The organism is Mesorhizobium sp. J428, from assembly GCF_024699925.1.
Classification (GTDB): Bacteria; Pseudomonadota; Alphaproteobacteria; order Rhizobiales; family Rhizobiaceae; genus Mesorhizobium_A.
Genome location: NZ_JAJOMX010000001.1, coordinates 1,002,750 through 1,023,632 on the forward strand (window position 1 = coordinate 1,002,750; position 20,883 = coordinate 1,023,632).

The following is a 20,883-nucleotide window of genomic DNA, read 5'->3' on the forward strand; positions in this document are numbered from 1 at the left end:
CTACATGAGCGACCGGACCTCGTCAATCTCCCCTCACGACCGCGACCACGTTGGCTCGCTCGAAAAGGGCCTCGGTGTGATGGAGATCCTCGCCGCCCATCCCGACGGTATGACGCTGACCGAGATGGCCGAGGCGGCGGGGCTCACTCGCGCGGGCGCGCGCCGGTTCCTGCTCACTCTCGTCGCGTCCGGCTATGCACTGCAGGACGGCCGTGCGTTCCGCCTGTCGCCCCGCCTGCTGTCGGTCGCCCGCAGCTGGATCGGCGGCGCGTCGCTCTGGACCTTCGCCGAGCCCTACATGCGCGAGGTGTCCGGACGGCTCAACGAGTCCTGCTCGGCCGCCGTGCTCTCCGACCTCGATGTGGTTTATGTCGCCCGCGTCGGCTCGACCCGCATCCTCTCGGTGGCCCTGCATGTCGGCACCCGTCTGCCTGCCTGGTGCACCTCCATGGGCCGCGTGCTCGCGGCAGGGCTACCGGACGCGGAGATCGACGTCTTCGCCGCGCGCTCCGCCGCCTCCCCCTCACCTCGAAGTCGATCACAGCTCCGGACCGCCTCGCCGCCGCCGTCCGGACGGCGCGCACCGATGGCTACGCCCTCGTCGACGAGGAACTCGAGCTCGGCCTGCGCTCCATCGCCGTCCCGATCCGCGACCGCACCGGCCGCACCGTCGCCGCGATCAACGTCTCGACCCAGACGGCCCGCCATACGGTCGAGGAGATGCGCCGCGACATGCTGCCGGTCCTGCGTCAGGCGGCGGACCGGATCGAGGCCTATTTCGTGGTGCAGTAGCGCCTGTCCTTCTCCCTGTCGGAGTACGACAGGCGTGGACGGATTTCTCCCGAAAGGGCCATCAACCCCGAGCTTTGCTCGCGATTTGCAGATTCTTTATCCACCCCCTGGCCGGCATCCGCCATCATGACCGCGCGAAAGGAGGCGGCGATGGGCTGGAATGCGCGGGGCAGGAAGAAATGGGACATTCTCGACGGCATCGCCATGATGCTGCTCTCGCTGGCCCATCTCGCCGAACGCGCGGCCGGCGCATCGCACCACGCCCGCTGCACGGCGCTGTGGGGCCTTCAGCAGGCCGACGCCATTGTCAGGGATTTCGTCTCCGATGAGGCGTGGGAACTGGCGGGCGGGCACTGGACGCCTGCTGTGCCGGAAATTGACTACGGCTTCGAGCCCGACGACGCGATGGCACTCGCAAACTCGTTTCGCACCCTCGCGCTAGCGGTGCAAGCCATCGCGCAACTCCGCCACTGGTCGGATCTGCCCCCGGCTGACACCGGCAGCCGCGAAGGCCGGTCGGACCGGGCCGCTACCGAAGCCGTTCGGCGGCGCGGCGCGGCGTTCCTTCGCGTCCAGTTCTGCGACACCTCGTAAGCGCGACCGGAAGATGACGACAGTCCGATCTCTTCGCGCCCGCCCAATTCTCTCCGCGGCAACGCCCTTCTGCGCCCAAAAATTGCTGTTCCGGCGCTTACCCCCGAGCCTCGCTCTCGATCGCCTTGCGCATGCCGTCGGCCAGCATCGTCTCCAGCCGCGACTGGACCGCGCGCCGCCATTCGGGGGCGGCGGCAAGTTCATGCGGAAACAGTCCGGGCAGTGCGAGCAGACGGTCGACGATTGAGGCAGAATCGTCCTCTTGTCCGCCCAGAAGGGCGGCGATTTCCGCCTCGCGCGGGTCGCGCAGCGCATATCTCTGGCCCGTCTCGTCCATGCCCAGACAATACCGCATCCACGCAGCCACAGCGAAGGCATAGGCATCCAGCGATCCGCCGGCTCGCAGGGTGGCGATTGCAGGTTCGATCAGCCGCTGGGGCAATTTTTGCGTCCCGTCCATAGCGATCTGGGCACGTCTGGTGAGCGATGGCCGGGTTGGCGAATCGCGACAGCAGGTCCGCCTTGTAGGCTCCAAGATCGACGCCCGGCACCGGATCGAGCGTCTGCGCCGCCGCCTCCATGTGCCGCGCCACCAGCCGCGCGAGCGCTGTGTCCCGCATCACGTCGCGGACATATTGATGCCCGGCAAGGTAGCCCGAATAGGCGAGCATGGAATGTGCGCCGTTGAGCATCCTGAGCTTCATCTTCTCGTAAGGCGCCACATCCTTCGCGAAGATCGCCCCGCCCGCTTCCCATGCCGGCCGCCCGGCGACGAAATCGTCCTCGATCACCCACTGCGTGAACGGCTCGGTCTCCACCGCCGCCCGGTCCTCGAAACCCGTCAGCCTCTCGGCCTCCTTGAATGTCGCCTCGGTGCTGGCTGGCGTGATGCGGTCGACCATCGTCGACGGAAAGGTCACGTTGGCCGCAATCCATGCGGCGAGCTCGGCATCGACCGCGGCTGCGAACTCGGTGACCAGCCTCTTCAGCACCTTGCCGTTGTGGGGAAGGTTGTCGCAGCACAGCGCGGTGAACGGCGCGACGCCGCGCTCCCGCCGCAGCCGCAGCGCCTCGACGATCAGACCGACGGCACCCGCCGGCCGCCGCGGGTCGGCGAGGTCCGGCGCGACCGAGGGATGCGCGCGGTCGAGCCCGCCGGTCCTCGGATCGAAGCCATAGCCCTTCTCGGTGATGGTCAGGCTGACGATCCTTGTCTCCGGCGCCGTCAGCGCCGCCATCACGGTCTGCGGCTCCCGCGGCGCGACCAGCACCCGTCCGATCGAACCCACCACCCGCGCCGACACGCCGTCGGCCCCGCGCATCACGAGCGTATAGAGCCCATCCTGAGGATTGAGCGCGTCGGCGACGTCGGGCGAGCGGAGCGACACACCGGTAATCATCCAGTCCCCGCCCACCGCCAGCGCATCGTCGGTGTAGACCGCCTGATGCGCCTTGTGGAATGCCCCCGTGCCGAGATGCACGATGCCAGCCTTCCGCACCGCACGGTCGTAGGCGGGAACGTGGATGGAGGGGGGAAGATTGGAAGCGGCGGAGAGGCGGGTCACGAGATACCCCCCTCTGGCCTGCCGGGCGCTACGGCAGCGACCATCACCCCCTCCCCATGGCCGGATGCCCCAGCGCCGCCATCACGCCGCGCAGCTCCGCCAGCCCCTTGAGCCGGCCGATCGCCGGATAGCCGGGCTGGGCGCCGCGTGTCAGGTCGTCGAGGATCTCCTGGCCGTGGTCTGGCCGCATCGGGATTTCGGCATCCGCCCGCCCCGCCTCGCGCCGACGCTTCTCCTCCGCCAGCAGTTCCGCCACCACCGCCACCATGTCGGTCTGGCCTGCCAGATGCTCATCCTCGAAGAAGGAGCATGGCACCTCCTCCGTGTCGCGCCGCACGTTGCGCAAGTGGACGAAATGGATGCGGTCCGCCAGTGCCCGCGCCATCGCCGGCAGGTCGTTGTCCGGCCGTGCGCCGAGCGAGCCCGTGCAGAGCGTCGCGCCGTTCGCCGGAATATCCACCCCCTCCAGCACCGCGCGATAATCGGCCTCGGTCGACATGATGCGCGGCAGGCCGAGCAGCGGAAACGGAGGATCATCCGGATGACAGCAGAGACGAAGACCCAGTTCCTGCGCCACAGGCGCGACCTCCGCCAGGAAATCGATCAGGTTCTGCCTCAGCCGCTCCGGCGAGACGCCGTCATAGGTGGCGAGATGCGCCGACAGTTCCGGCAGCGACCAGCTTTCCACCGCGCCCGGCAGGCCGGCCGTGACGTTCGCGGCGAGCTCCTTCTTCCGCGCCTCGCTCATGCCGGCGAAACGCCCCTTCGCCTCTTCCACGACATGCGGCGGGAAGCTCTCCGCCGCGCCCTTGCGCTTCAAGATGTGGATGTCGAAGGCGGCGAAATCGGCAAGGTCGAACCGCATCGCCCTCCCGCCATGACCGATACGCCAAGCGAGATCGGGTACGGGTCCAGTCCAGCACCGGCATGAAGTTGTAGCAGACCACCTCGATGCCAGCGCGCGCGAGGTTGGCGAGGCTCGCCTTGTAGTGCTCGACATGCGCCTTGAAGTGACCCGTCTGGGTCTTGACCGCCTCCGACACGGGAAGGCTCTCGACCACTTCCCATTTGAGGCCGCTCATCGAGCCGTCGGGCAGGAAGGCGACCTCGCGCTGCCGCTGCTCGATCTCCTCGGCGCGCCACACCTCGCCGGTCGGCACATGATGCAGCGCCGTGACGATGCCCTCGACACCCGCCTGGCGCGCATCCTCGACGGACACCTTGTCCTTCGGTCCGAACCACCGCCAGGTCTGTCGCATCGCTCTCCTCCACTCGCGCAAACTTGTATGGTAGTTTTGCGGGAACGGGTCAAGGGAGCGCGTCTATCTCCACGCCTGCACGAGAAAAGCCCTTCAATACCCTGCCTTGATCCTCTCAAACTCGGCGACGAATCTCTGCTTGGTCTCGGGCGCGACCGGGGCAGCGAACAAGGTCTTCTTCGCCATCTCGTCGAGATCGGAGTAGCCGGCCGCGGCGACAGCGGCAGGGTCGACCTTGGCCATCCCGGCACCGTTGGCGTGACCGTAGCCCCAGGCGGTCACCATATAGTTCGACACCTCCGGCGCCATGCGGGCATTGAAGAAGTCGTAGACCTTGTCGACATCGCCTGGCGCATCCTTGAGGTGGACGTAGCCGCAGACCCAGGAGGCGATGCCTTCGGTTGTGTCGCGCTTCACCTCGACCGGCACACCATTGGCCTTCAGGAACGTCGCAGCCTCGTTCCAGCCCCAGGCCAGCGAAATTTCGCCGCTGCCCATCGCCTGGCTCAGTTCCGTCGTGTCGGTCGCATACATCCGGACGTTCTTGTGCACCTGACGCAGGAAGGCGGCGGCCGCCTGAAACTGTTCGTCGGTGATGGCCTGCACATCCTTGACGCCGGCAGCGAGCAGGCCGAGCGCGAAGGTGGCGTCGGCGTTGTCGATCAGCGCGATCTTGCCTTTGAACTTCGGGTCGGCGAAGGCTTTCAGGGAGGCGATGTCCTCGGCCTTGACCAGATCGGTGCGGTAGAGCGGCAGGGTGTTGCCCCAGTCGAACGGCAGGAACCAGGCCTTGCCGTCGGCGTCAGTCATCAGGTCCTTCATCGCCTTGAAGCCCGGCAGGATGTCGTTCCAGGCGGCGATCCGCGACGTGTCGAGCGGCTGCAGCAGCCCCGCGTCGCGCCATTTGACGATGTTGGTGCCGCAGGGATGCGAGACGTCAACCTTGAAGCCCGCGCGCAGTTTCTCGAAGGCCTCGTCCTCGTCTGCGAAGAAGGTGAAGGTCGGGCCGTCGCCGTGCTTTTCGACATAGGCCGGGTTCAGGGCCGGGTCTTCGTAGCCGGACCAGTCCAGCACGCTAAGCGCCGCGTCCTGCGCCGATGCAGCGCGCGAAAGTCCCGCCGTAGCGGCTCCCGCCATAAGCAGGGCGAAGGCAATCCGTGTCTTTCGTGCCATGATGTTCCCCGTGATGTTTTTTCTTTTCACGATTGACAGGAAACTCCGCCGCAGGTTTCTTGTCAATAGTGACAGGATTGGAGCACGATGGGACGGCCACCTAAGTTCGAAGAGCGCAGCGAGGAGATCATGCAGGCTTTCGAAGCCTGCGTGCTGCGTAAGGGCCTGCCGGCCACCACGCTCTCCGACGTGGCGGAGGAATCCGGCCTGCCGCGCAGCCTGGTGCGATATTTCATGGGCAACCGGGACGAGATGGTCGACCGGCTGATCGAGCGAATGATGAAGCTCGCACAGCAGCGCCTCGATGCAGTGCGCGACGAAGCCGGCGCCATGAGCCTGTCGCGTCTGCTGGACGCCTATTTCGGCGAGATCTTCGCCGACGCCCGCTACAACGCGCTGATGGGCGAACTCTGGTATCTCGCCCGCACCGACGCCCATATCCGCGAGCGGCTGAACGGGGTCTATGCCTATGCGCTGGATGTGCTGGCCGAGGCCTTGGCCCGCGAGATGCCGGGCGTGCCCGAGGTGGAACGCAACGCGGCCGCCTTCGGCGTGATCTCGCTCGCGCTCGGCGAGACCGCGCTCAACGATTTCGGATTGACCATGCCGGAAAGGACGTCGCTGCGCACGCAGGCAGCCGCGATCGTCGCCCGGCTCGAGGAGGGAACCAAGACATGCTGAGCCGGGCCGAATTCGCGTTGTCGATGTTCTCCGGTGCACGACAGATCGAGGTGTTCAACAACCTGCACCTGATCTTCCCGGTCTCGACCATGACGGCGGCACCAAGGCCTCGCCGCTTCCCGAAAGGTGTGCCGCTGGCGCTGCCGGAAACCTACCGTCACGACGGCACCGACCGCTCGCTCGCCGACTTCCTCGAAGAGACCGACACGGTGGCGCTGATGGTCATCGAGGACGGCCGCAAGCGATATGAGAACTACTGGCTGACGGGCGGTCCGGCGGTGAACTGGATGTCGATGTCTGTGGCCAAGAGCTTCACCTCGGCGGCACTGGGTATCGCCTGGGGCGAAGGCCTGTTCGGCAGCGTCGACGAGATCGTCTCCGATCACCTGCCCCAATTGCGCGGCTCCGCCTATGACGGTGTCTCGATCAAGGACGTGTTGCAGATGTCGTCCGGCGCGCGCTGGAACGAGGATTATTCCGATCCCGAATCCGACATGAACCGCTTCATCTCGGTCTATGCCCATGGCGGCTCGTTCGACTCCATCCCGCCCGGCATGATCCGCCACACGCCACCGGGCACCTACAACCTTTACAACAGCATGGACACCCACGTGCTGGGCATGCTGCTGAAGAAGGTGACGGGCCGGCCGATCCGCGATTATGTCGAGGAAAAGCTCTGGCACCCGCTCGGCATGGAGGACGACGCTCATTGGCTGGTGGACTCTGAGGGCATGGAGATGGCCTTCGGCGGACTGATGGCCACCGCCCGCGACTTCGCCAAACTCGGCGAGCTGTTCCGTCTCAACGGCCGCTGCGACGGGAAACAGATCGTGCCGGAAGCCTGGGTCAAAGCCTCCGTCACTCCCGACGGGCCGCACCTCATACCCGGCGACCACGGCCTGTCGGACACCGCTTTCGGCTACGGCTACCAGTGGTGGCTTATGGACGGAGAGAACGGCGAGTTCTCGGCGATCGGCGTCTACAACCAGTTCGTCTACGTCCACCCCGACCGTGATCTCGTCATCGTCAAACTCTCGGCCAGCCCGAACTACGGCCAGACCAACGACGAGACGAGCTATCGCGAATTCGAGACCGTCTCGATGTTCAGGGCGATAGCGAAAGTTCTCTAAGACGCTTGCACTCTGTTCCTGGCGATTTGTGCACAGGCTCGCAGAACCGGCTTGCGCCACGACCGTGCCCGGTGGTATCCGGCATTCATTCGACAGGGGTGCTCCGTAATGCCGGGGCTGAGATGCGGGCGACATGTCCGTGGACCCTCAAGCTGATCTGGTTAATGCCAGCGGAGCGAGGCGAGATGTTCTCAGGCGCGCAGATTTCCCTATACCCCATGTCCGACGACTTCGTCGGCATCATCCTTGGCGCGCTTCATGCGCTCGATCCCTACCGGCCCGGCTTCCGCATCGAGACCGACGACGTCTCGACCCTGATCGTCGGCCCGCCCGAACAGCTCTTTCCCGCGATGCGCGACCTCTTCGTCGCCGCGGCCCGCACCGGTACGCATTGCGTCCTCCACGCCACCATCTCGCGCGGTTGCCCCGGCGAGCCGGACGACCCGATCTGCACGCCGCTCTCCGGGGCGGGCATCCGCGGCGATCTGGCCGAACGGATCGCGCTCGCCCGCGACGCGGTCGCCGCCGCCGACCTGACCGGACAGACCGTCGCGGCGCAGTTCTCGCTCTATCCGCTCGGCGCCGTCCAGCACATGGACGAGATCTACGGCTGCATCGATTTCCTCAAGGCGTCCAGCGTCTTCGACCGGTCGAAGAACTTCTGCACTAAGCTCAAGGGCGATGCCGGCCCCCTCTTCGCCACACTCGGCGAAGCCTTCCTGCGCTTCGGCGCACCGGAAGGACATGTGGCCATGGACCTGACGGTCTCGGCCAACAGCCCGTCCAAGATATGACGGCCGTTCCCGCCGGCGGCCTGCGCCGGCACCCTTCCCCTATCCGGAGATATCGAGATGAACCAGTACGGCTGGACCTTGCGTGAAATCCTGATCGTCGCCGTGCTCGGCGCAGTGTTCGGCGTGCTCTACCTCGCCTGGGTGCAGGTCTGGCTGATCGCGCAGGCGATCTTCGGCCCGGTGACGATGGACGTTGTGATGGGCTTCTGGTTCATCGTCTCGATAATCGCCGCTGCGATCATCCGCAAGCCCGGCGCGGCGCTCCTGTCGGAACTGCTTGCCGCGCTCGTGCAGGTTCTGCTCGGCAGTCCGGCCGGCCTGCTGCTGCTCGTCACCGGCCTCGTCCAGGGCGCGGGCGCGGAGGTGGTGTTCGCCGCGACGCGCTGGAAGAACTACCGCCTGCCGGTGCTGATGGCGGCAGGTGTCGGCGCGGCGATCTTCTCCTTCATCTATACCTGGATCCGCTTCGACTACGGCGCACTGGCGCCCGGCCTGCTGGTGGTGATGTTCGTGCTGCGCTGCCTCAGCGGCGCGCTGCTCGGCGGCTTGGCCGGCCACCTCATCACCGAGGCGCTCTACAAGACCGGCGTGCTCTCCGGCCTTGCGATCGACCGCGACCGCCGGTCCGGAAATGCCTGACGATCTCGTCGCGTGGCACGGCCTGACGGTCCGCTATCCCTACCAGGAGCGCGACGCCGTCGGACCGGTCACGCTGTCGCTACGGCGCGGCGAAAGGCTGCTGCTGCTCGGCCCCTCCGGTGCCGGCAAGTCGACGCTGCTCGCCACTGTCAACGGCCTCGTGCCGGGCGCCATCCCGGCGACAGTCGCGGGCAAGGCAGAACTCGCGGGACGCGACGCAACCTCGCGCTCGCCGGCCGAATGGTCGGACACTGTCTCCTGGCTGCACCAAGACGCGGAGCAGATTCTCTGCGGCATGAGCGTCGCCGATGAGATCGCCTTCGCACTGGAGAACCGCCGCCTGCCGGAGGCCGACATCCTCAGCCGGGTCGACGAGGCGATGCAGCGCACCGGCATTCCCGTCGCCTGGCGCGACCGCCGCACCGCCACCCTGTCGGGCGGCGAACGGCAACTCGTCGCTCTGGCCGCCGCGCTGGCGCAGAATGCGCCGCTCTTCATCGCCGACGAACCGACCGCCCACCTCGCACCGGAAGCCGCCGCGCGGCTGCGAACGCTGCTGCTCGAACCGCGCGCCGACCGCGGCGTGCTGGTCGTCGACCACCGGCTCGACGGGCTGATCGGCGACATCGACCGCGTCGCCGTGCTCGATGCCGACGGTCAGTTGCTTGCAGAGGGTGAGCCGCGCCTCCTGTTCCGCACCCACGGCGCGGACCTCGCCGCCCGCGGCATCTGGCGGCCCGCGGCGTCGGAACTGGACGAAGAACTCTCCCGAGCCGGCATCGCGCTCGACATGCCGCCGCTGTCGGTCGAGGAAGCCCTGAGCGCGCTCGACGTGCTGGGCGAAATATGCCGGGAAGCCGCGGTCTCTGGCGTGCGATCCTTCGTCGCCCGTCGTTGCCCTGCTCCGTCCGCCCCACCGGATGCGGAGCCCCTCGTGCGTCTGACAGACGCATCCTGCGCGCCGCTGTTCGGCCCGATCGTGTTGCGAGGCGTTACGCTGAACATCAATGCGGGCGAGAGCGTCGCCATCCTCGGCCGCAACGGTGCGGGCAAGTCGACGCTGGGCGCGACGCTGGCAGGCCTGTCGCGGCTGCGCGGCGGCCGCTTTGACGGCCCGCCCGGCGGCATGGCCTTCCAGAATCCCGAGAGCCAACTGATGGCGGGCTCAGTGCGCGAGGAGATCGTGGAAGCACTCGGCCGGACGGTCGCGAAGGAGGAACGGCTCGCACAGGCGGAGCGCCTGCTCGTGGACTGGGGCCTCGCTGGTCTCGAGGGGCATCACCCCTTCGAGCTGTCGCAGGGCCAGAAGCGCCGCCTTGCCCTGCTCGCGCTGGTCGCCGCCGACCGCTGGCCACTGCTGGTGTTGGACGAGCCGACCGCCGGCCTCGACGCCGCGGGCGTAGGGGCGCTATCTCGCCGCCTGCAATCGCTGACGCAAGGCGGGAAAGCGCTGGTGATCGTCACTCACGACATGGATTTCGCGCTAAAGACCTGCACGCGCGCCGTGGTCATCGGCGACGGAGGCATCCTTGCCGACCGGCCGATGATCGAACTCGCCCGCGACGCCGCCCTGCTGCGGCAGGCCGGGCTGGAGGAACCGGCGGCGATGCCGGCCCTGCGCTGGCTGGAGAAACACGCCCCATGCTGAGCCGGCTCCATCCGCTGCCCAAACTCGTCGTCTGTCTCACCTGGGTCACAGCCTCGATCCTGGTCTTCGACGCCCGCTTCCAGGCCACCGCGATCCTGATCGCGGCCGCGGCGCTGGTCGTGCTGGAGCGGAAATCGCCGCTCGTCGTGGCGGCCCTGATGATCCCCTTCGCCCTGTTCGGCTTCGGCTTCCTCACCACCAGCGTGCTGTTCCGCCAGGAGAGCGACTTCGCGCTGCGCATGGCAAGCGAGACGCCCTTCGGCTCGGCAGCGTTCTCGGCCGGGATCGTGCTGTTCCTGCGCGCGGTGGCCTGCGGCATGGTGTCGGCGCTCTTCGCGCTGACCACCGACCCGGGCGGCTTCATCAAGGCGCTGATGGCGAACTGGCGGCTGTCGCCACGGATCGGCTACGCGCTGTTCTCCGCCCTCCACCTCGTGCCCGACCTTGCGGCGCAAGCGCAGCAGATCCGTCTCGCGCGCGCCATGCGCAGCGGCCGCCCACCGCGCCGCATCCCAGGCCCGTTCGAGACGGCGTCCCTCGTTGTGCCCCTGCTCGCCTACGCCATCCGCCGCGCCAGCCGCGCCGCCATCGCCATGGAGGTGCGCGGTCTCGACCGCGGGCCGCGCACGATCATCGCCGCGCCGAGGCTAGGTCAGGCGGACGGATGGTTCGTGATTGTGGCGATCTGCCTGCTCGGCGCGCTGATCATCGCGATGCGCTGAGGGTGCTCACACGTAGCGATTGACCACGTTCTCCAGCCACTCCTGCCGTCCCGACTTCGGCTGCGGCTCGATCTTCTTCTTGACCACGCGTTCCGACAGGTCCTCCAGCGTGCGCTTGCCGGCGAGGATCGCCTTGCCCTCGGCTGACTTCCAGCCGGCATAGCGCTCCTCCAGCGGGCCGGACAGCGCCTTGTCCTCGATCATCTTCGCCGCCGCCTTCAGGCCGCGCGCACAGCAGTCCATGCCGCCGATATGGGCGACGAGCAGGTCCTGCGGGTCGAGCGATTGGCGGCGCAGTTTGGCGTCGAAATTGGTGCCGCCGGTCTTGAAGCCGCCGGCCTTCAGCACCTCGTGGAAGGCGAGCGCCATCTCGGGCACGTTGTTGGGGAACTGGTCGGTGTCCCAGCCGGACTGGTAGTCGTTGCGGTTCATGTCGATCGAGCCGAAAATACCGAGGGCCGCGGCGGTAGCCAGTTCGTGCTCGAACGTGTGGCCGGCGAGGATTGCGTGGCCCTGCTCGATATTGACCTTGACCTCCTTCTCGAGCCCGAAGTCCTTGAGGAAGCCATAGACCGTGGCGACGTCGTAGTCGTACTGGTGCTTGGTCGGCTCCTGCGGTTTCGGCTCGATCAGGATCGTCCCCTTGAAGCCGATGCAGTGCTTGTAGTCGACGACCATCGACAGGAAGCGGCCGGCCTGCTCGCGTTCGCGCTTCATGTCGGTGTTGAGCAGCGTCTCATAGCCCTCGCGGCCGCCCCAGAGCACATAGTTCTCGCCCTTCAACTTCTTGGTCGCGTCGAGGCAGGCCTTCACGGTCGCCGCCGCATAGGCGAAGACGTCCGGATCGGGATTGGTCGCGGCGCCCGCCATGTAGCGGCGGTTGGAGAACAGGTTCGCTGTGCCCCAGAGCAGCTTAACGCCGGTCTCCTTCTGCTTGGTGCCGAGGAGGTCGACGATCTCCTCGAAGCGGCCGAGACTTTCCGAGAAGGTCTTGCCCTCGGGGCGGATGTCGGCGTCGTGGAAGCAATAATAGGGCACGCCCAGCAGCGTGAACATCTCGAAGGCGACGTCTGCCTTGAGCCTGGCGCCTTCCATCGTCTCGCCGAACCAGGGCCGTTCGAACGTCTGGCCGCCGAAGGGATCGCCGCCCGGCCAGGCGAAGGAATGCCAGTAGGCGACGGAGAAGCGCAGATGGTCTTCCATACGCTTGCCGGCGACCACCTCGTCGGGATTGTAGAACCGGTAGGCGAGCGGATTGGTGGAGTCCGGTCCCTCATACTTGACCGGCTTGATGTCGCCGAAGAATCCCGTGCTCACGTCGTTGCTCCCTTGATGGCAGGATAGAAATTTCTCCAGCGCTGCCAGGCATCCCCATAGGACGGGACGAGGCGAGCGTCTGGGTCGATGGTCGAGGATGTCGCCGGCGGTGTGCAGACGGCGAGCGGATCGGCGGAGGTAGCAGCGATGAGGCCGAGGCGGGCAGCGCCAAACGCCGCGCCGAAATCGCCGTCGGCAGGTATGTCGACCGCGATGCCGAGGCTGTTGGCAATGACCCCAAGCCAGTAGCGCGAGCGCGAGCCGCCGCCGATGGCGGTGACGCGCGAAAGCTCGGTGCCGGCGGCGCGCAGCGCTTCAAGATTGTCGCGCAGCGCAAAGGCTACGCCTTCGAGCACGGCCTGCGTGAGAGCCGCACGTCCGCTCTCATGGCCGAGGCCGGCGAAGGCGCCGCGTATTGCGGCGTCGTTGTGCGGGGTACGCTCGCCAGAGAGATATGGGAGGAACATGACCTTCCCCGGTCCTCTCGGCGCATCCCCGAGTTCGGCGGTCAGTTCCTGCGCGTCGCGGCCGGTGATTTCGCAGAGCCAGTTGAGCGAATCCGTCGCCGACAGGATGACGCCCATCTGGTGCCAGGTGTTCGGCAGGGCGTGGCAGAAGGTATGAATGGCACTTTCCGGGTTGGGCAGGTAAGAGGCGTTGGCCGCGAACAGCACGCCCGACGTGCCGAGCGAGACAAAGGCGCGACCTTCCGCGACAGTGCCCATGCCGATCGCCGAGGCCGCATTGTCCCCTGCCCCGCCGGCAACGATGACATTGCCGCCCATGCCCCAGCGCGCGGCGACAGAGCCGCGCAGGATGCCGCCGGGAGCGGTTCCCTCGACCAGCGACGGCATGTGCTCCTGGCCCAGATCGGTCGCTGCGAGCAGTTCCGGCGACCAGCGACGGCCGCCTGTGTCGAGCCAGGACGTTCCGGCCGAGTCCGACATTTCCGATATGTGCTCGCCGGTCAGCCAAAGCCTGAGGTAATCCTTCGGCAGGAGCACCTTGCGCACCTGTGCGAAGATCTTCGGCTCGTTCGCCTTCACCCAAGCGAGTTTCGGCGCGGTGAAACCCGGGAAGACGATGTTGCCCGAAATCTTCCGGAACCGTGGATCAGCATCGAGCGCAGCGGCTTCCCTGAAGCTGCGCGTGTCGTTCCATAGAATGCAGGGCCGCAGCACTTCGTCCCCGGCGCCGAGCAGCGTCGCGCCGTGCATCTGGCCGGACAGGCCGATGCCCTTGACCGCCGCGATCTCCTTGGAATGGCTGGCCTTCAGCGCGTGGATCGCCTCCTCGGTCGCACGCACCCAATCGGCCGGCTCCTGCTCGGACCATCCAGGATGCGGCCGCGAGACGTCGAGATGCCCGTTGGCCGAGGCGACGATTCGCTGGTCGCCGTCGATCAGCAGCGCCTTGACGCCGGACGTTCCGAGATCGAGACCGAGATACATGTTCCGCTTCCTCCCGGCCGGTCGCGCGTGCTCATGCACGTCTCTTGGGTTCCGGCCAGACGCGATCGCGTCGTCCTCTCCCATACCAGAAGCGGTGCGAATTTGAACCGATTTTTTTCGCATCCCGGATTAATTCTGGTCCGACCAGCGAAAGAACCGGTTTACACGACTCGATTTCTCAACCTAGGCTGGCTTTCGGCTTGGGGAGAATCCATCATGAGAAGAATATCGGCACTACTCGCACTCGGCATGCTCGCTGGAGCATGCACGACGAGCGACGAGGGGTATGCTCGCATTCAGAAGGCGGTACGAAATCCAGATATCGGACGAGCGGCGCACTCTGAATGCACTGAGATGACCGGTAGACAACCCCGGAAGACGCGCGAACGGGTTGCCGAGATAATGGGAGTATCGCCGGCAATGGCTCCGAGCGTTTACTGTAAGCGTGTATTCAATGGCGTAGCGTCTGGCCGCCTGACGCGTGATGACTGGAATTCGATGGCACGCGGCAATCCTTCGGAGAATCTAATCCGCGTAATCAAGGGTCGACGCTGATCGCCGCCGCCCGATCGCGGAAGATTGCCGACAGCGGGCTGTGCGGCCGTGCGATCATGCGTTCTTCCGTCAGCTTCCGCGCCGTTGCAGCATCTCCCAAGCGGATGGCGGCCTCGATCAGCGTGAGATCGATCACGTCACGCTGGGCGTGGCTGCCGCCGAAGCGGTGGGCGATGGCGCGGATCGGGCCGAGCAGTTCGGCCGCGGTCTTGTAGTCACCATCCTCGAAGGCGAGGATGCCGCGCGTCGCCGGGAGGCCGATGTCGCGGGTGAAGCCGGCATTGTCGCCGCCCGCCTCCGCCGCCGCCTCCTGCGCAGCGAGCAAGGCTCTTGCGGCATCCGTGCGTCCGGCGGCGGCGAAGGCCATCATCGCGTGCATATCGTTGAACGCGTAGTTGCCGTCGCCGGCGAACGGCGTCCAGTTGTCCGCCAGCACCTGCCAACGCTCGCCTGCTGCCACGCCGCCGAGATGCAGCCGCCATAGAAGTGCTGCCGCATCGACCATATTCAGTGCCAGCGTCGAGTAGTCGCCATAGATAGGCCCGTCATAAAGCGAGAACACCTCGTCGTGCTGGCCGAGATCGTAATGGAACAGGGCGAGGTGCCACCAGTTGTGCACCTTCATGAAGCTGTCGTCAGCGCCGTTGGCGAAGGCCGTCCTCATCCAGCCGATGCCGTCGGCCTGGCGGCATTGCATCTCCATGACATGGGCCACCGCGTGCTGGCCCCATCCGTCATGCGGTTCGAGTTCGACCGCCTTTCGGCCCGCAGCCTCTGCGGCGATGTAGTCACCCGTCTCTTCGAGACCGAAGGCATGGGCGGCAAGCAAGGCGTGATAGCCCGGCATTGCATTATCCCAATGCGGCAGCGCGCCGGCGATCCGGTCGCGCAGCATCGGCGCGTTGCCGGTGAAGAAGTCGATCTGGTGGCCGGCCTGGAGCGCCAGTGCGTCGTGCGGAAAATCGCGTGCGACCGCGGCAAGCGTCTCGCCCGCGCCGTTCCACTCGCCGCCGACGAGTCGGCCGAGTGCCGCGACATGGCCGGCCTCGCGCGCGGTGATCGGCAGGTTCCTGACGGTCGTGTAGATCTGCCGTGCCACGTCCATCGCCGCCTTGTCGGTCGACAGGGCGTAGAGCCAGGCCTTCAGCATCTGCGCCATGACGAAGCCGGGCGATTCCGAGATCGCCGCATTGGCGGAGGCCACGGGATCGCCAGTGAAGGTCTGCAGCTGGCGCAGTCCCCGCTCGTAATGTTCGAGCGACGCCTCGTCCGCGCCGGTGACGATGTTGCCCAGTCTGTCGCGCATAGTCTCTTCGCCGGTTACACGCCGCAACTATAGGCCCGCCATTGGCGCAGGTCGAGAAACGTGATTGGCGCGGCTAAAGTATCGCGGGGATTCTAGTTTCCCTGCCGTATCGCCACTGTCGCCACGCCGGCGCCGACGAGCAGCGAGCCACCCGTCCGATTGAAGATGCGGATGGCGCGCTCGCTGGCGAACACGCCGCGGGCGCGCGCCGCGACCAGTGCGTAGCCGAAGGCATTGCAGAAGGCGAGCACGAGGAAAGTCGCCTCGAAGATCGCCATCTGCGTCCAGAAGCCGGCGTGGCGGTCGAGAAACTGCGGCAGGAAGGCAACGAAGAAGGTGATGCTCTTGGGGTTGAGCGCCGTGACCAGCCAGGCATGCGCCAGCATCTTCACGGCGCTGGTCGCATCGCGCTGCGGCTCCGCCCCGAGCGTCCCGCCAGCGCGGAAGAGCTTTATCCCCAGCCAGATGAGGTAGGCCGCACCGATCCACTTGAGCATGGTGAACAGTGTCGCCGAGGCCATCAGCAACGCGCCGATGCCCAGCATCGACAGGGTCATGGCAGTGAAGTCGCCAAGCGCGACACCGACGGCCATCGGCAGCGCCGTGCGCCAGCCCTGCCCCAGCGCATAGGAGACGACGAGCAGGATGGTCGGGCCGGGGATGACCAGCAGCACCGCCGAAGCGGCGGCGAAGGCGAGCCAGGTTTCGAACGTCATGGGAATGCTCCTCGCGTTGAAAGCAAGGATAAATCCCCCGGCCGGCAAGGATGTAAAGCGGAATTGCTTGGCTCAGACGCCGCTGCCGCTATTCAGATAACTTCGCGCGATCTCGCGCATCCGTTCGCCATCGAACGGTTCGCCATGTCCGCCGAAGACCACCTTCGCGTCGACCTCGTCGATCAGCCGTCGCATCGTCGCGCGGTAGGCGGCCTTGTCGCTGCAGGGCATGTCGTCGAGAAGCTGGTCGTCATAGATCGCGTCGCCAGCGAACAGCACGCCGTTCGCCTCGTCGAACAGCGCGATGCAGGGCGAGTGGCCGGGCAGTTCGAGCACGGCGAACGACCGGTCGCCGAGGTCGACGCGGTCGCCCTCCTTGAGCGGCAGCGTCAAAGGCGCAGGCTGGAGGCGATAGTCGGTGATTTCCCATCCCGGTATGGGCAGCCGCGTCACGGGCGTCTCGCGCTCGCGATACTCCTCGGCGTAGGTCGCATGGTCCGGCATCGTCTCGTAGAGCGCGGCTTCGGCGGCAAGCCCCGCGCGGTCGGCAAACTCATGCAGAGCGCCGACATGGTCGACGTGGATATGCGTGGCGAGCGCGAGAACCGGCTTGCCCTCGGTCAGCGGCAGCACGGGCTTGAGCGGCAGAATGCCCATGCCCGCGTCGACCAGGAGGTCACGGTCGCGGCCGCGCACGAAATAGAGGTTGGCGCTGTAATAGGGATCGACATAGGGCTCAGCGATGCGGGTGACACCGTGGCCCGCGTCCGACAGGCGGTACCATTCGGCCGGCGTCACGAATAGCGTTCCTCGTTCCAGGGATCGCCGCGGTCGTGATAACCGTTGCGCTCCCAGAAGCCGGGCTTGTTGCGGTCGAGGAAATGGATGCGGTTGATCCATTTAGCGCTCTTCCAGAAATAGAGATGCGGCACCACGAGACGCACCGGCCCGCCATGGTCGCGCGTCAGCGGCTTGCCTTCCCAACTATGTGCGACGATCGCGTCTTCCGCCGCGAAGTCCTCGATCGTCAGGTTGGTCGTGTAACCGTCGCTGGAATACAGCTCCACGAAGCGCGCCTCCGCACGCGGCATGACGATGTCGAGCAGGTCTCGGGTCGACACGCCGTCCCAGCGGTTGTCATAGCGCGACCAGGTGGTCACGCAGTGGATGTCGGTGACGAAGCTCGTCTGCCGCTGCGCCTTGAACTGCGAGAAGTTCCAGCTGACCGGGTGTTCGACCGCGCCGGTCACGTCGAGCCGGAACGACTGCTCCGACACCTGCGGCGTCATGCCGAGGTCGAGGATCGGCCAGTCGCGCACGAGATGCTGGCCAGGCGGCAGGCGCTCATGCTCGGCCCTTGCGACCTTGCCGGTCAGGAACTTCCCTTCGGCCGCCCATTTGCGCTTGGTTCGGGTAAGCTTGGTCTCGTCGCTAGGTTCGGTCATCGCAGGATCTCCTGCGCCCAAGGTAATCCGACGGATATCCGACGCAAGGCCTATCGCGGAAGGGTGATCTCGCGCAGCGGGTCGACCAATCGCACACTCATCCGGCGCGTCTGCGTGACGCCGGCTGGACGTTGTTCGCGTCTTCTGCCGCGACGTAGCCCAGCCGGCGAAGGCAAGCCATGGCGAGCGCGGAATTGCTGTCGAAGATCGCCAGTCCTGCGCTATCCACCACCCGCGACATGACGGAGAGCTCGGTGCAGGCGAGGATCGCGGCTTCGATGCCGGCCTGGCGGCACGCAGCGAGCGCATTCCCGAGCGCGACGCCCGCGCCGGCGACGTCGCCCGCCTTCACGTCGGCGATCGCGCGATTGACATCCCGCTGGAAGTCGGCCGCGGAGGGCACGCAGACCTCGTATCCGGCGGCGAGCAGCCTGTCCTGATAGAAGCCGGACGACAGCGTGCCGGGCGTCGCGAGCACCGCGACGCGCCGCCCGGCGAATCCGTGTCCCATCTCCTCGACCACACTGTCGACGATGTGAACGAGATCGGCCGAGGTTTCGGCGGCGAGGCGTTCGAACCAGTGATGCGCCGTGTTGCACGGCATGGCGATGCTTTCCACGCCCAGCGAATCCAGCATCCGCACCGCGACGAGCAACTGCTTCAGCACCGCGTCCGACCCGCTAAGGATCGCCTCGGTGCGGTCGGGAAGCTGCGGGATGCTGAGTAGCACGAGCGGCAGGTGGTCGGTGTCGACGCGGGCCGGCGTAAGTTCGGTGAGCTTGCGATAGAAATCGGCCGAGGCCAGCGGGCCGAGGCCGCCGATGATACCCAGCCGAAGCTCGAGCCGCTCCGTCACGCTGGCTGCTCCGCGCCGGTCGGCTCCTCCATCGCCACCTCGTCGGCATGCGTGTCCGGCACCTCCCTCGTATGCGGCGCGATCGCTGCGGTCGTCGCCGTGACCGTGCAGACGCTGGAGAGCGTCATGAACGTGTCGGACACGGCATCGACCGCGACGAACAGCACGAAGGCGGCCTCGAAGGGCAGCTTCAGGTAGCCGCACAGGATCGACATCTGCGACAGGATCACGAGGCCGGCCATGCCGGTCGTCGTAAGCGCCAGAAGCGATGAGGACACGCCGATCAGAGCGAGATCACCGAGCGAGAGCGTGCGCCCATAGAGCTGGGCGATAAAGATCACGCCGCTGACATAGAGGAAGATCGCGCCCGTCCGCAGCAGCGCCACGTTCAGCGGCGCGAGAAGCTCGACGACGACCTGATTGAATCTGAGCCGCTCCACCAGGAGGTTGATGACCCAGGGAAGCGCTGCCACTGACGAGCGCGTCGTTATGATCACCATGAGCAGCGGCTGAAAAGCCTTGACCGTCGTCCAGTAGCCTTGCCTCGATCGCATGGCGACGATGCCGAAGGCGACAAGCATCACCGCGAGCGTGGACAACCCCATCACCAGGAGGAACCCGCCCATCAGCTTCAGCGGATCCGGCCCCATCGTCGCCGTCTGCTGCGCGATCAGGATGAACGTCGCGAAGGGGAGCGCCCAGATGAACCAATTGGTGAGGATGATGCAGGCGCGGTAGACCGCGTCGAGCACGCGCGCCAGGCTCATCGACGACTGCTGCGGCACCTGGCCGACGGCGAGGCCGAACAGGAGACAGAACAGCAGGACCTGGATCGCATCGCCCTTGGCGAGCGAGCCGAACACGTTGCTCGGCACCAGACCGAGGATGATGGACACCGGGCCGACAGTCTCTTCCACATTCGCCGGTGGCGTCAGAGGAAGCTGGAGGTCCGTCGAGACCGCCCCCTGCGAATTGATGAACTGGCCGAGCTCGATGCGCGACTGCGGATCGGAGATCTCTCCCGGTTGCAGGATCAGCGACAGCGTGCCGCTCAGCGCCACGCCCAGCACGGAGACGACGAGTACGGCCAGCGCGATGCGCGGCAGGTAGCGTACCGACTGCGGATCCTGCACCATCGAGGTGATCGAGAAGATTACCGCCGAGATGAGGAACGGCAACACCACCATCTTGAGCAGGTTGAGATAGGCGTTGGCGATCGGGCTCAGCGCATGGGCGACGTCCGGCGCATACATGCCGCACAGGATGCCGAGGCCGATCAGGGCGAGCGTGGTGAAGGGCGAGCGCAGGACGCGCTTCACCAGCGTCAGCAGGTCGAAGCGACGCCCTGCGGCGGTTTCCGTGGCCGGCATCTTCAAGCGCCCCGCGCGGCGCGATAGCGCGCGATGATGGTGTCCGTCTTCATCATCTCGTCGCCCCGCGTGAGGTCGAGGAAGAGGTCGGCGAAGGAGGCGAGATGGGCCATGTCGGGCCGCACGCCGATCGCCAGCGTGTCGGTGCGGTCGGTGAGCGTGATCGAGCGCGCGACGACCGTTAGCGAAGGATCGTCGACCATGAGCTTCTTGATCTCGAAATCGTCGCGATAGGCCATGTCGATCTCTTCGCGGCGCACGGCGTCGACCATCGCCGCCCAGTCGGCGTATTCGCGGACCTTGGCATTGGGAAAGCTCGTTGTTGCGAATTCGGCAAAGGAGGAATGGGCGATCACGCCGAGGTCGCCGCGGAAATCGCGCACCACGTCATCGGCCACATGGCCGGCGGCGAGCCTCGCGAAGCGGACGCGGTTGGTGATCAGGCCGTGGTTGAGCGCGGCATAGGGCCGGGAATAGAGGATGAGGCGGCCTCGCCGCACGGTGCGGCTCAGCTTGCAGACGGCCAGATCCGCATCACCGCGCGCGATCTGCTCGACGGCCTCGTCGAACGTCGTGGCGGAGCGGTCGAAGGCAAGATCGAGATCGAGCGCATGTGCCACGGCACGGGCCATATCGACGTCGATGCCGGCGTCGGGATCGCCGGCCTTCTCGAAGAAAGGGGGAGACGCGAAACGGGGCACGGCCACCCGCAACAGGCGCTGCCCTTGCGGATGGGAAAGATCGCTCAGGAAGCCTGTCTGCTGCGCGAGGGCGGGCCGGGCGACAATAAGGGCCGCCGCTCCGCCGATCACGGCGCGGCGCGATGGCCTAATGTCCGTTCCTGCCGCCATGGCCACCCCAGAATCGGTC

General features: G+C 66.4%; 17 protein-coding genes, 3 pseudogenes and 1 riboswitch. Of the genes and pseudogenes, 8 read left to right on the forward strand and 12 right to left on the reverse strand.

What is annotated here, in order from left to right:
• The first annotated feature begins 4 nt into the window (after positions 1 to 4).
• Together LRS09_RS05060 and LRS09_RS05065 are read left to right on the forward strand one after the other, a co-directional pair.
• Positions 5 to 792 (forward strand): annotated as a pseudogene (locus tag LRS09_RS05060) (IclR family transcriptional regulator C-terminal domain-containing protein).
• Between the two features lie 150 nt (positions 793 to 942).
• Positions 943 to 1,386, forward strand: a complete 444-nt coding sequence (locus LRS09_RS05065) for a hypothetical protein (RefSeq protein WP_257804660.1) — start codon at positions 943 to 945, stop codon at positions 1,384 to 1,386.
• 97 nt (positions 1,387 to 1,483) lie between these two features.
• On the opposite strand, the pseudogene LRS09_RS05070 reads toward LRS09_RS05065, so the two are convergent.
• The 3 genes and pseudogenes from LRS09_RS05070 to LRS09_RS05080 all read right to left on the reverse strand — a co-directional run bounded on the left by LRS09_RS05070 (position 1,484) and on the right by LRS09_RS05080 (position 5,383).
• A pseudogene (locus LRS09_RS05070) lies at positions 1,484 to 2,951 on the reverse strand (mannitol dehydrogenase family protein).
• 43 nt (positions 2,952 to 2,994) lie between these two features.
• Positions 2,995 to 4,210 (reverse strand): annotated as a pseudogene (gene uxuA / locus LRS09_RS05075) (mannonate dehydratase).
• Positions 4,211 to 4,303: 93 nt separating this feature from the next.
• Positions 4,304 to 5,383 (reverse strand): ABC transporter substrate-binding protein, encoded by a 1,080-nt coding sequence (locus LRS09_RS05080; protein WP_257804661.1) that lies wholly within the window; start codon positions 5,381 to 5,383, stop codon positions 4,304 to 4,306.
• Between the two features lie 87 nt (positions 5,384 to 5,470).
• On the opposite strand from LRS09_RS05080, the gene LRS09_RS05085 reads away from it, so the two are divergent.
• From LRS09_RS05085 to LRS09_RS05110, 6 genes are all read left to right on the forward strand, one after another.
• Complete coding sequence (locus LRS09_RS05085) at positions 5,471 to 6,064, forward strand: TetR/AcrR family transcriptional regulator (RefSeq protein WP_257804662.1); 594 nt, start codon at positions 5,471 to 5,473, stop codon at positions 6,062 to 6,064.
• Positions 6,058 to 7,194 carry a serine hydrolase gene (locus LRS09_RS05090; protein WP_257804664.1) on the forward strand — a complete coding sequence of 379 codons (1,137 nt, stop codon included), beginning with the start codon at positions 6,058 to 6,060 and terminating at the stop codon, positions 7,192 to 7,194. The genes LRS09_RS05085 and LRS09_RS05090 overlap by 7 nt, the downstream gene beginning before the upstream one ends.
• An 84-nt stretch (positions 7,195 to 7,278) precedes the next feature.
• A riboswitch (TPP riboswitch) is annotated at positions 7,279 to 7,390 on the forward strand.
• Positions 7,380 to 7,988, forward strand: a complete 609-nt coding sequence (locus LRS09_RS05095; protein WP_257804667.1) for a Ykof family thiamine-binding protein — start codon at positions 7,380 to 7,382, stop codon at positions 7,986 to 7,988. Its footprint overlaps the riboswitch before it by 11 nt.
• Before the next feature lie 57 nt (positions 7,989 to 8,045).
• The gene (locus tag LRS09_RS05100) at positions 8,046 to 8,627 is read left to right on the forward strand and encodes an ECF transporter S component (RefSeq protein WP_257804668.1); all 582 of its coding nucleotides are present in this window, start codon (positions 8,046 to 8,048) and stop codon (positions 8,625 to 8,627) included.
• A complete protein-coding gene (locus LRS09_RS05105) occupies positions 8,620 to 10,275 on the forward strand; it encodes an ABC transporter ATP-binding protein (RefSeq protein ID WP_257804670.1) in 1,656 nt (551 codons plus the stop codon). Before LRS09_RS05100 ends, LRS09_RS05105 begins: the two co-directional genes overlap by 8 nt.
• On the forward strand, positions 10,269 to 10,997 hold the full coding sequence (locus LRS09_RS05110) for an energy-coupling factor transporter transmembrane protein EcfT (RefSeq protein WP_257804671.1): 729 nt from the start codon (positions 10,269 to 10,271) through the stop codon (positions 10,995 to 10,997). Before LRS09_RS05105 ends, LRS09_RS05110 begins: the two co-directional genes overlap by 7 nt.
• Before the next feature lie 6 nt (positions 10,998 to 11,003).
• Here the strand turns inward: LRS09_RS05110 and xylA are convergent, their stop codons facing one another.
• From xylA to LRS09_RS05155, 9 genes are all read right to left on the reverse strand, one after another.
• Positions 11,004 to 12,314, reverse strand: coding sequence for a xylose isomerase (gene xylA, locus LRS09_RS05115; RefSeq protein WP_257804673.1), 1,311 nt, complete (start codon positions 12,312 to 12,314; stop codon positions 11,004 to 11,006).
• Positions 12,311 to 13,765, reverse strand: coding sequence for a xylulokinase (gene xylB / locus LRS09_RS05120; protein ID WP_257804675.1), 1,455 nt, complete (start codon positions 13,763 to 13,765; stop codon positions 12,311 to 12,313). Before xylB ends, xylA begins: the two co-directional genes overlap by 4 nt.
• 538 nt (positions 13,766 to 14,303) lie before the next feature.
• Complete coding sequence (locus LRS09_RS05125) at positions 14,304 to 15,626, reverse strand: tetratricopeptide repeat protein (protein WP_257804677.1); 1,323 nt, start codon at positions 15,624 to 15,626, stop codon at positions 14,304 to 14,306.
• A gap of 92 nt (positions 15,627 to 15,718) precedes the next feature.
• Positions 15,719 to 16,342 (reverse strand): LysE family translocator, encoded by a 624-nt coding sequence (locus LRS09_RS05130; protein ID WP_257804678.1) that lies wholly within the window; start codon positions 16,340 to 16,342, stop codon positions 15,719 to 15,721.
• A 72-nt stretch (positions 16,343 to 16,414) separates the two neighbouring features.
• Entirely contained in the window at positions 16,415 to 17,140 is a 726-nt protein-coding gene (locus LRS09_RS05135) for an MBL fold metallo-hydrolase (RefSeq protein WP_257804679.1), read from the reverse strand.
• Positions 17,137 to 17,787 (reverse strand): sulfite oxidase-like oxidoreductase, encoded by a 651-nt coding sequence (locus LRS09_RS05140; RefSeq protein ID WP_257804682.1) that lies wholly within the window; start codon positions 17,785 to 17,787, stop codon positions 17,137 to 17,139. Before LRS09_RS05140 ends, LRS09_RS05135 begins: the two co-directional genes overlap by 4 nt.
• Before the next feature lie 97 nt (positions 17,788 to 17,884).
• Positions 17,885 to 18,643: an aspartate/glutamate racemase family protein gene (locus LRS09_RS05145; protein WP_257804683.1), complete on the reverse strand. Its 759-nt coding sequence runs from the start codon at positions 18,641 to 18,643 to the stop codon at positions 17,885 to 17,887.
• Complete coding sequence (locus tag LRS09_RS05150; RefSeq protein ID WP_257804685.1) at positions 18,640 to 20,013, reverse strand: dicarboxylate/amino acid:cation symporter; 1,374 nt, start codon at positions 20,011 to 20,013, stop codon at positions 18,640 to 18,642. Before LRS09_RS05150 ends, LRS09_RS05145 begins: the two co-directional genes overlap by 4 nt.
• 2 nt (positions 20,014 to 20,015) lie before the next feature.
• Positions 20,016 to 20,864, reverse strand: coding sequence for an ABC transporter substrate-binding protein (locus tag LRS09_RS05155; RefSeq protein WP_257804686.1), 849 nt, complete (start codon positions 20,862 to 20,864; stop codon positions 20,016 to 20,018).
• Between the last annotated feature and the right edge of the window lie 19 nt (positions 20,865 to 20,883).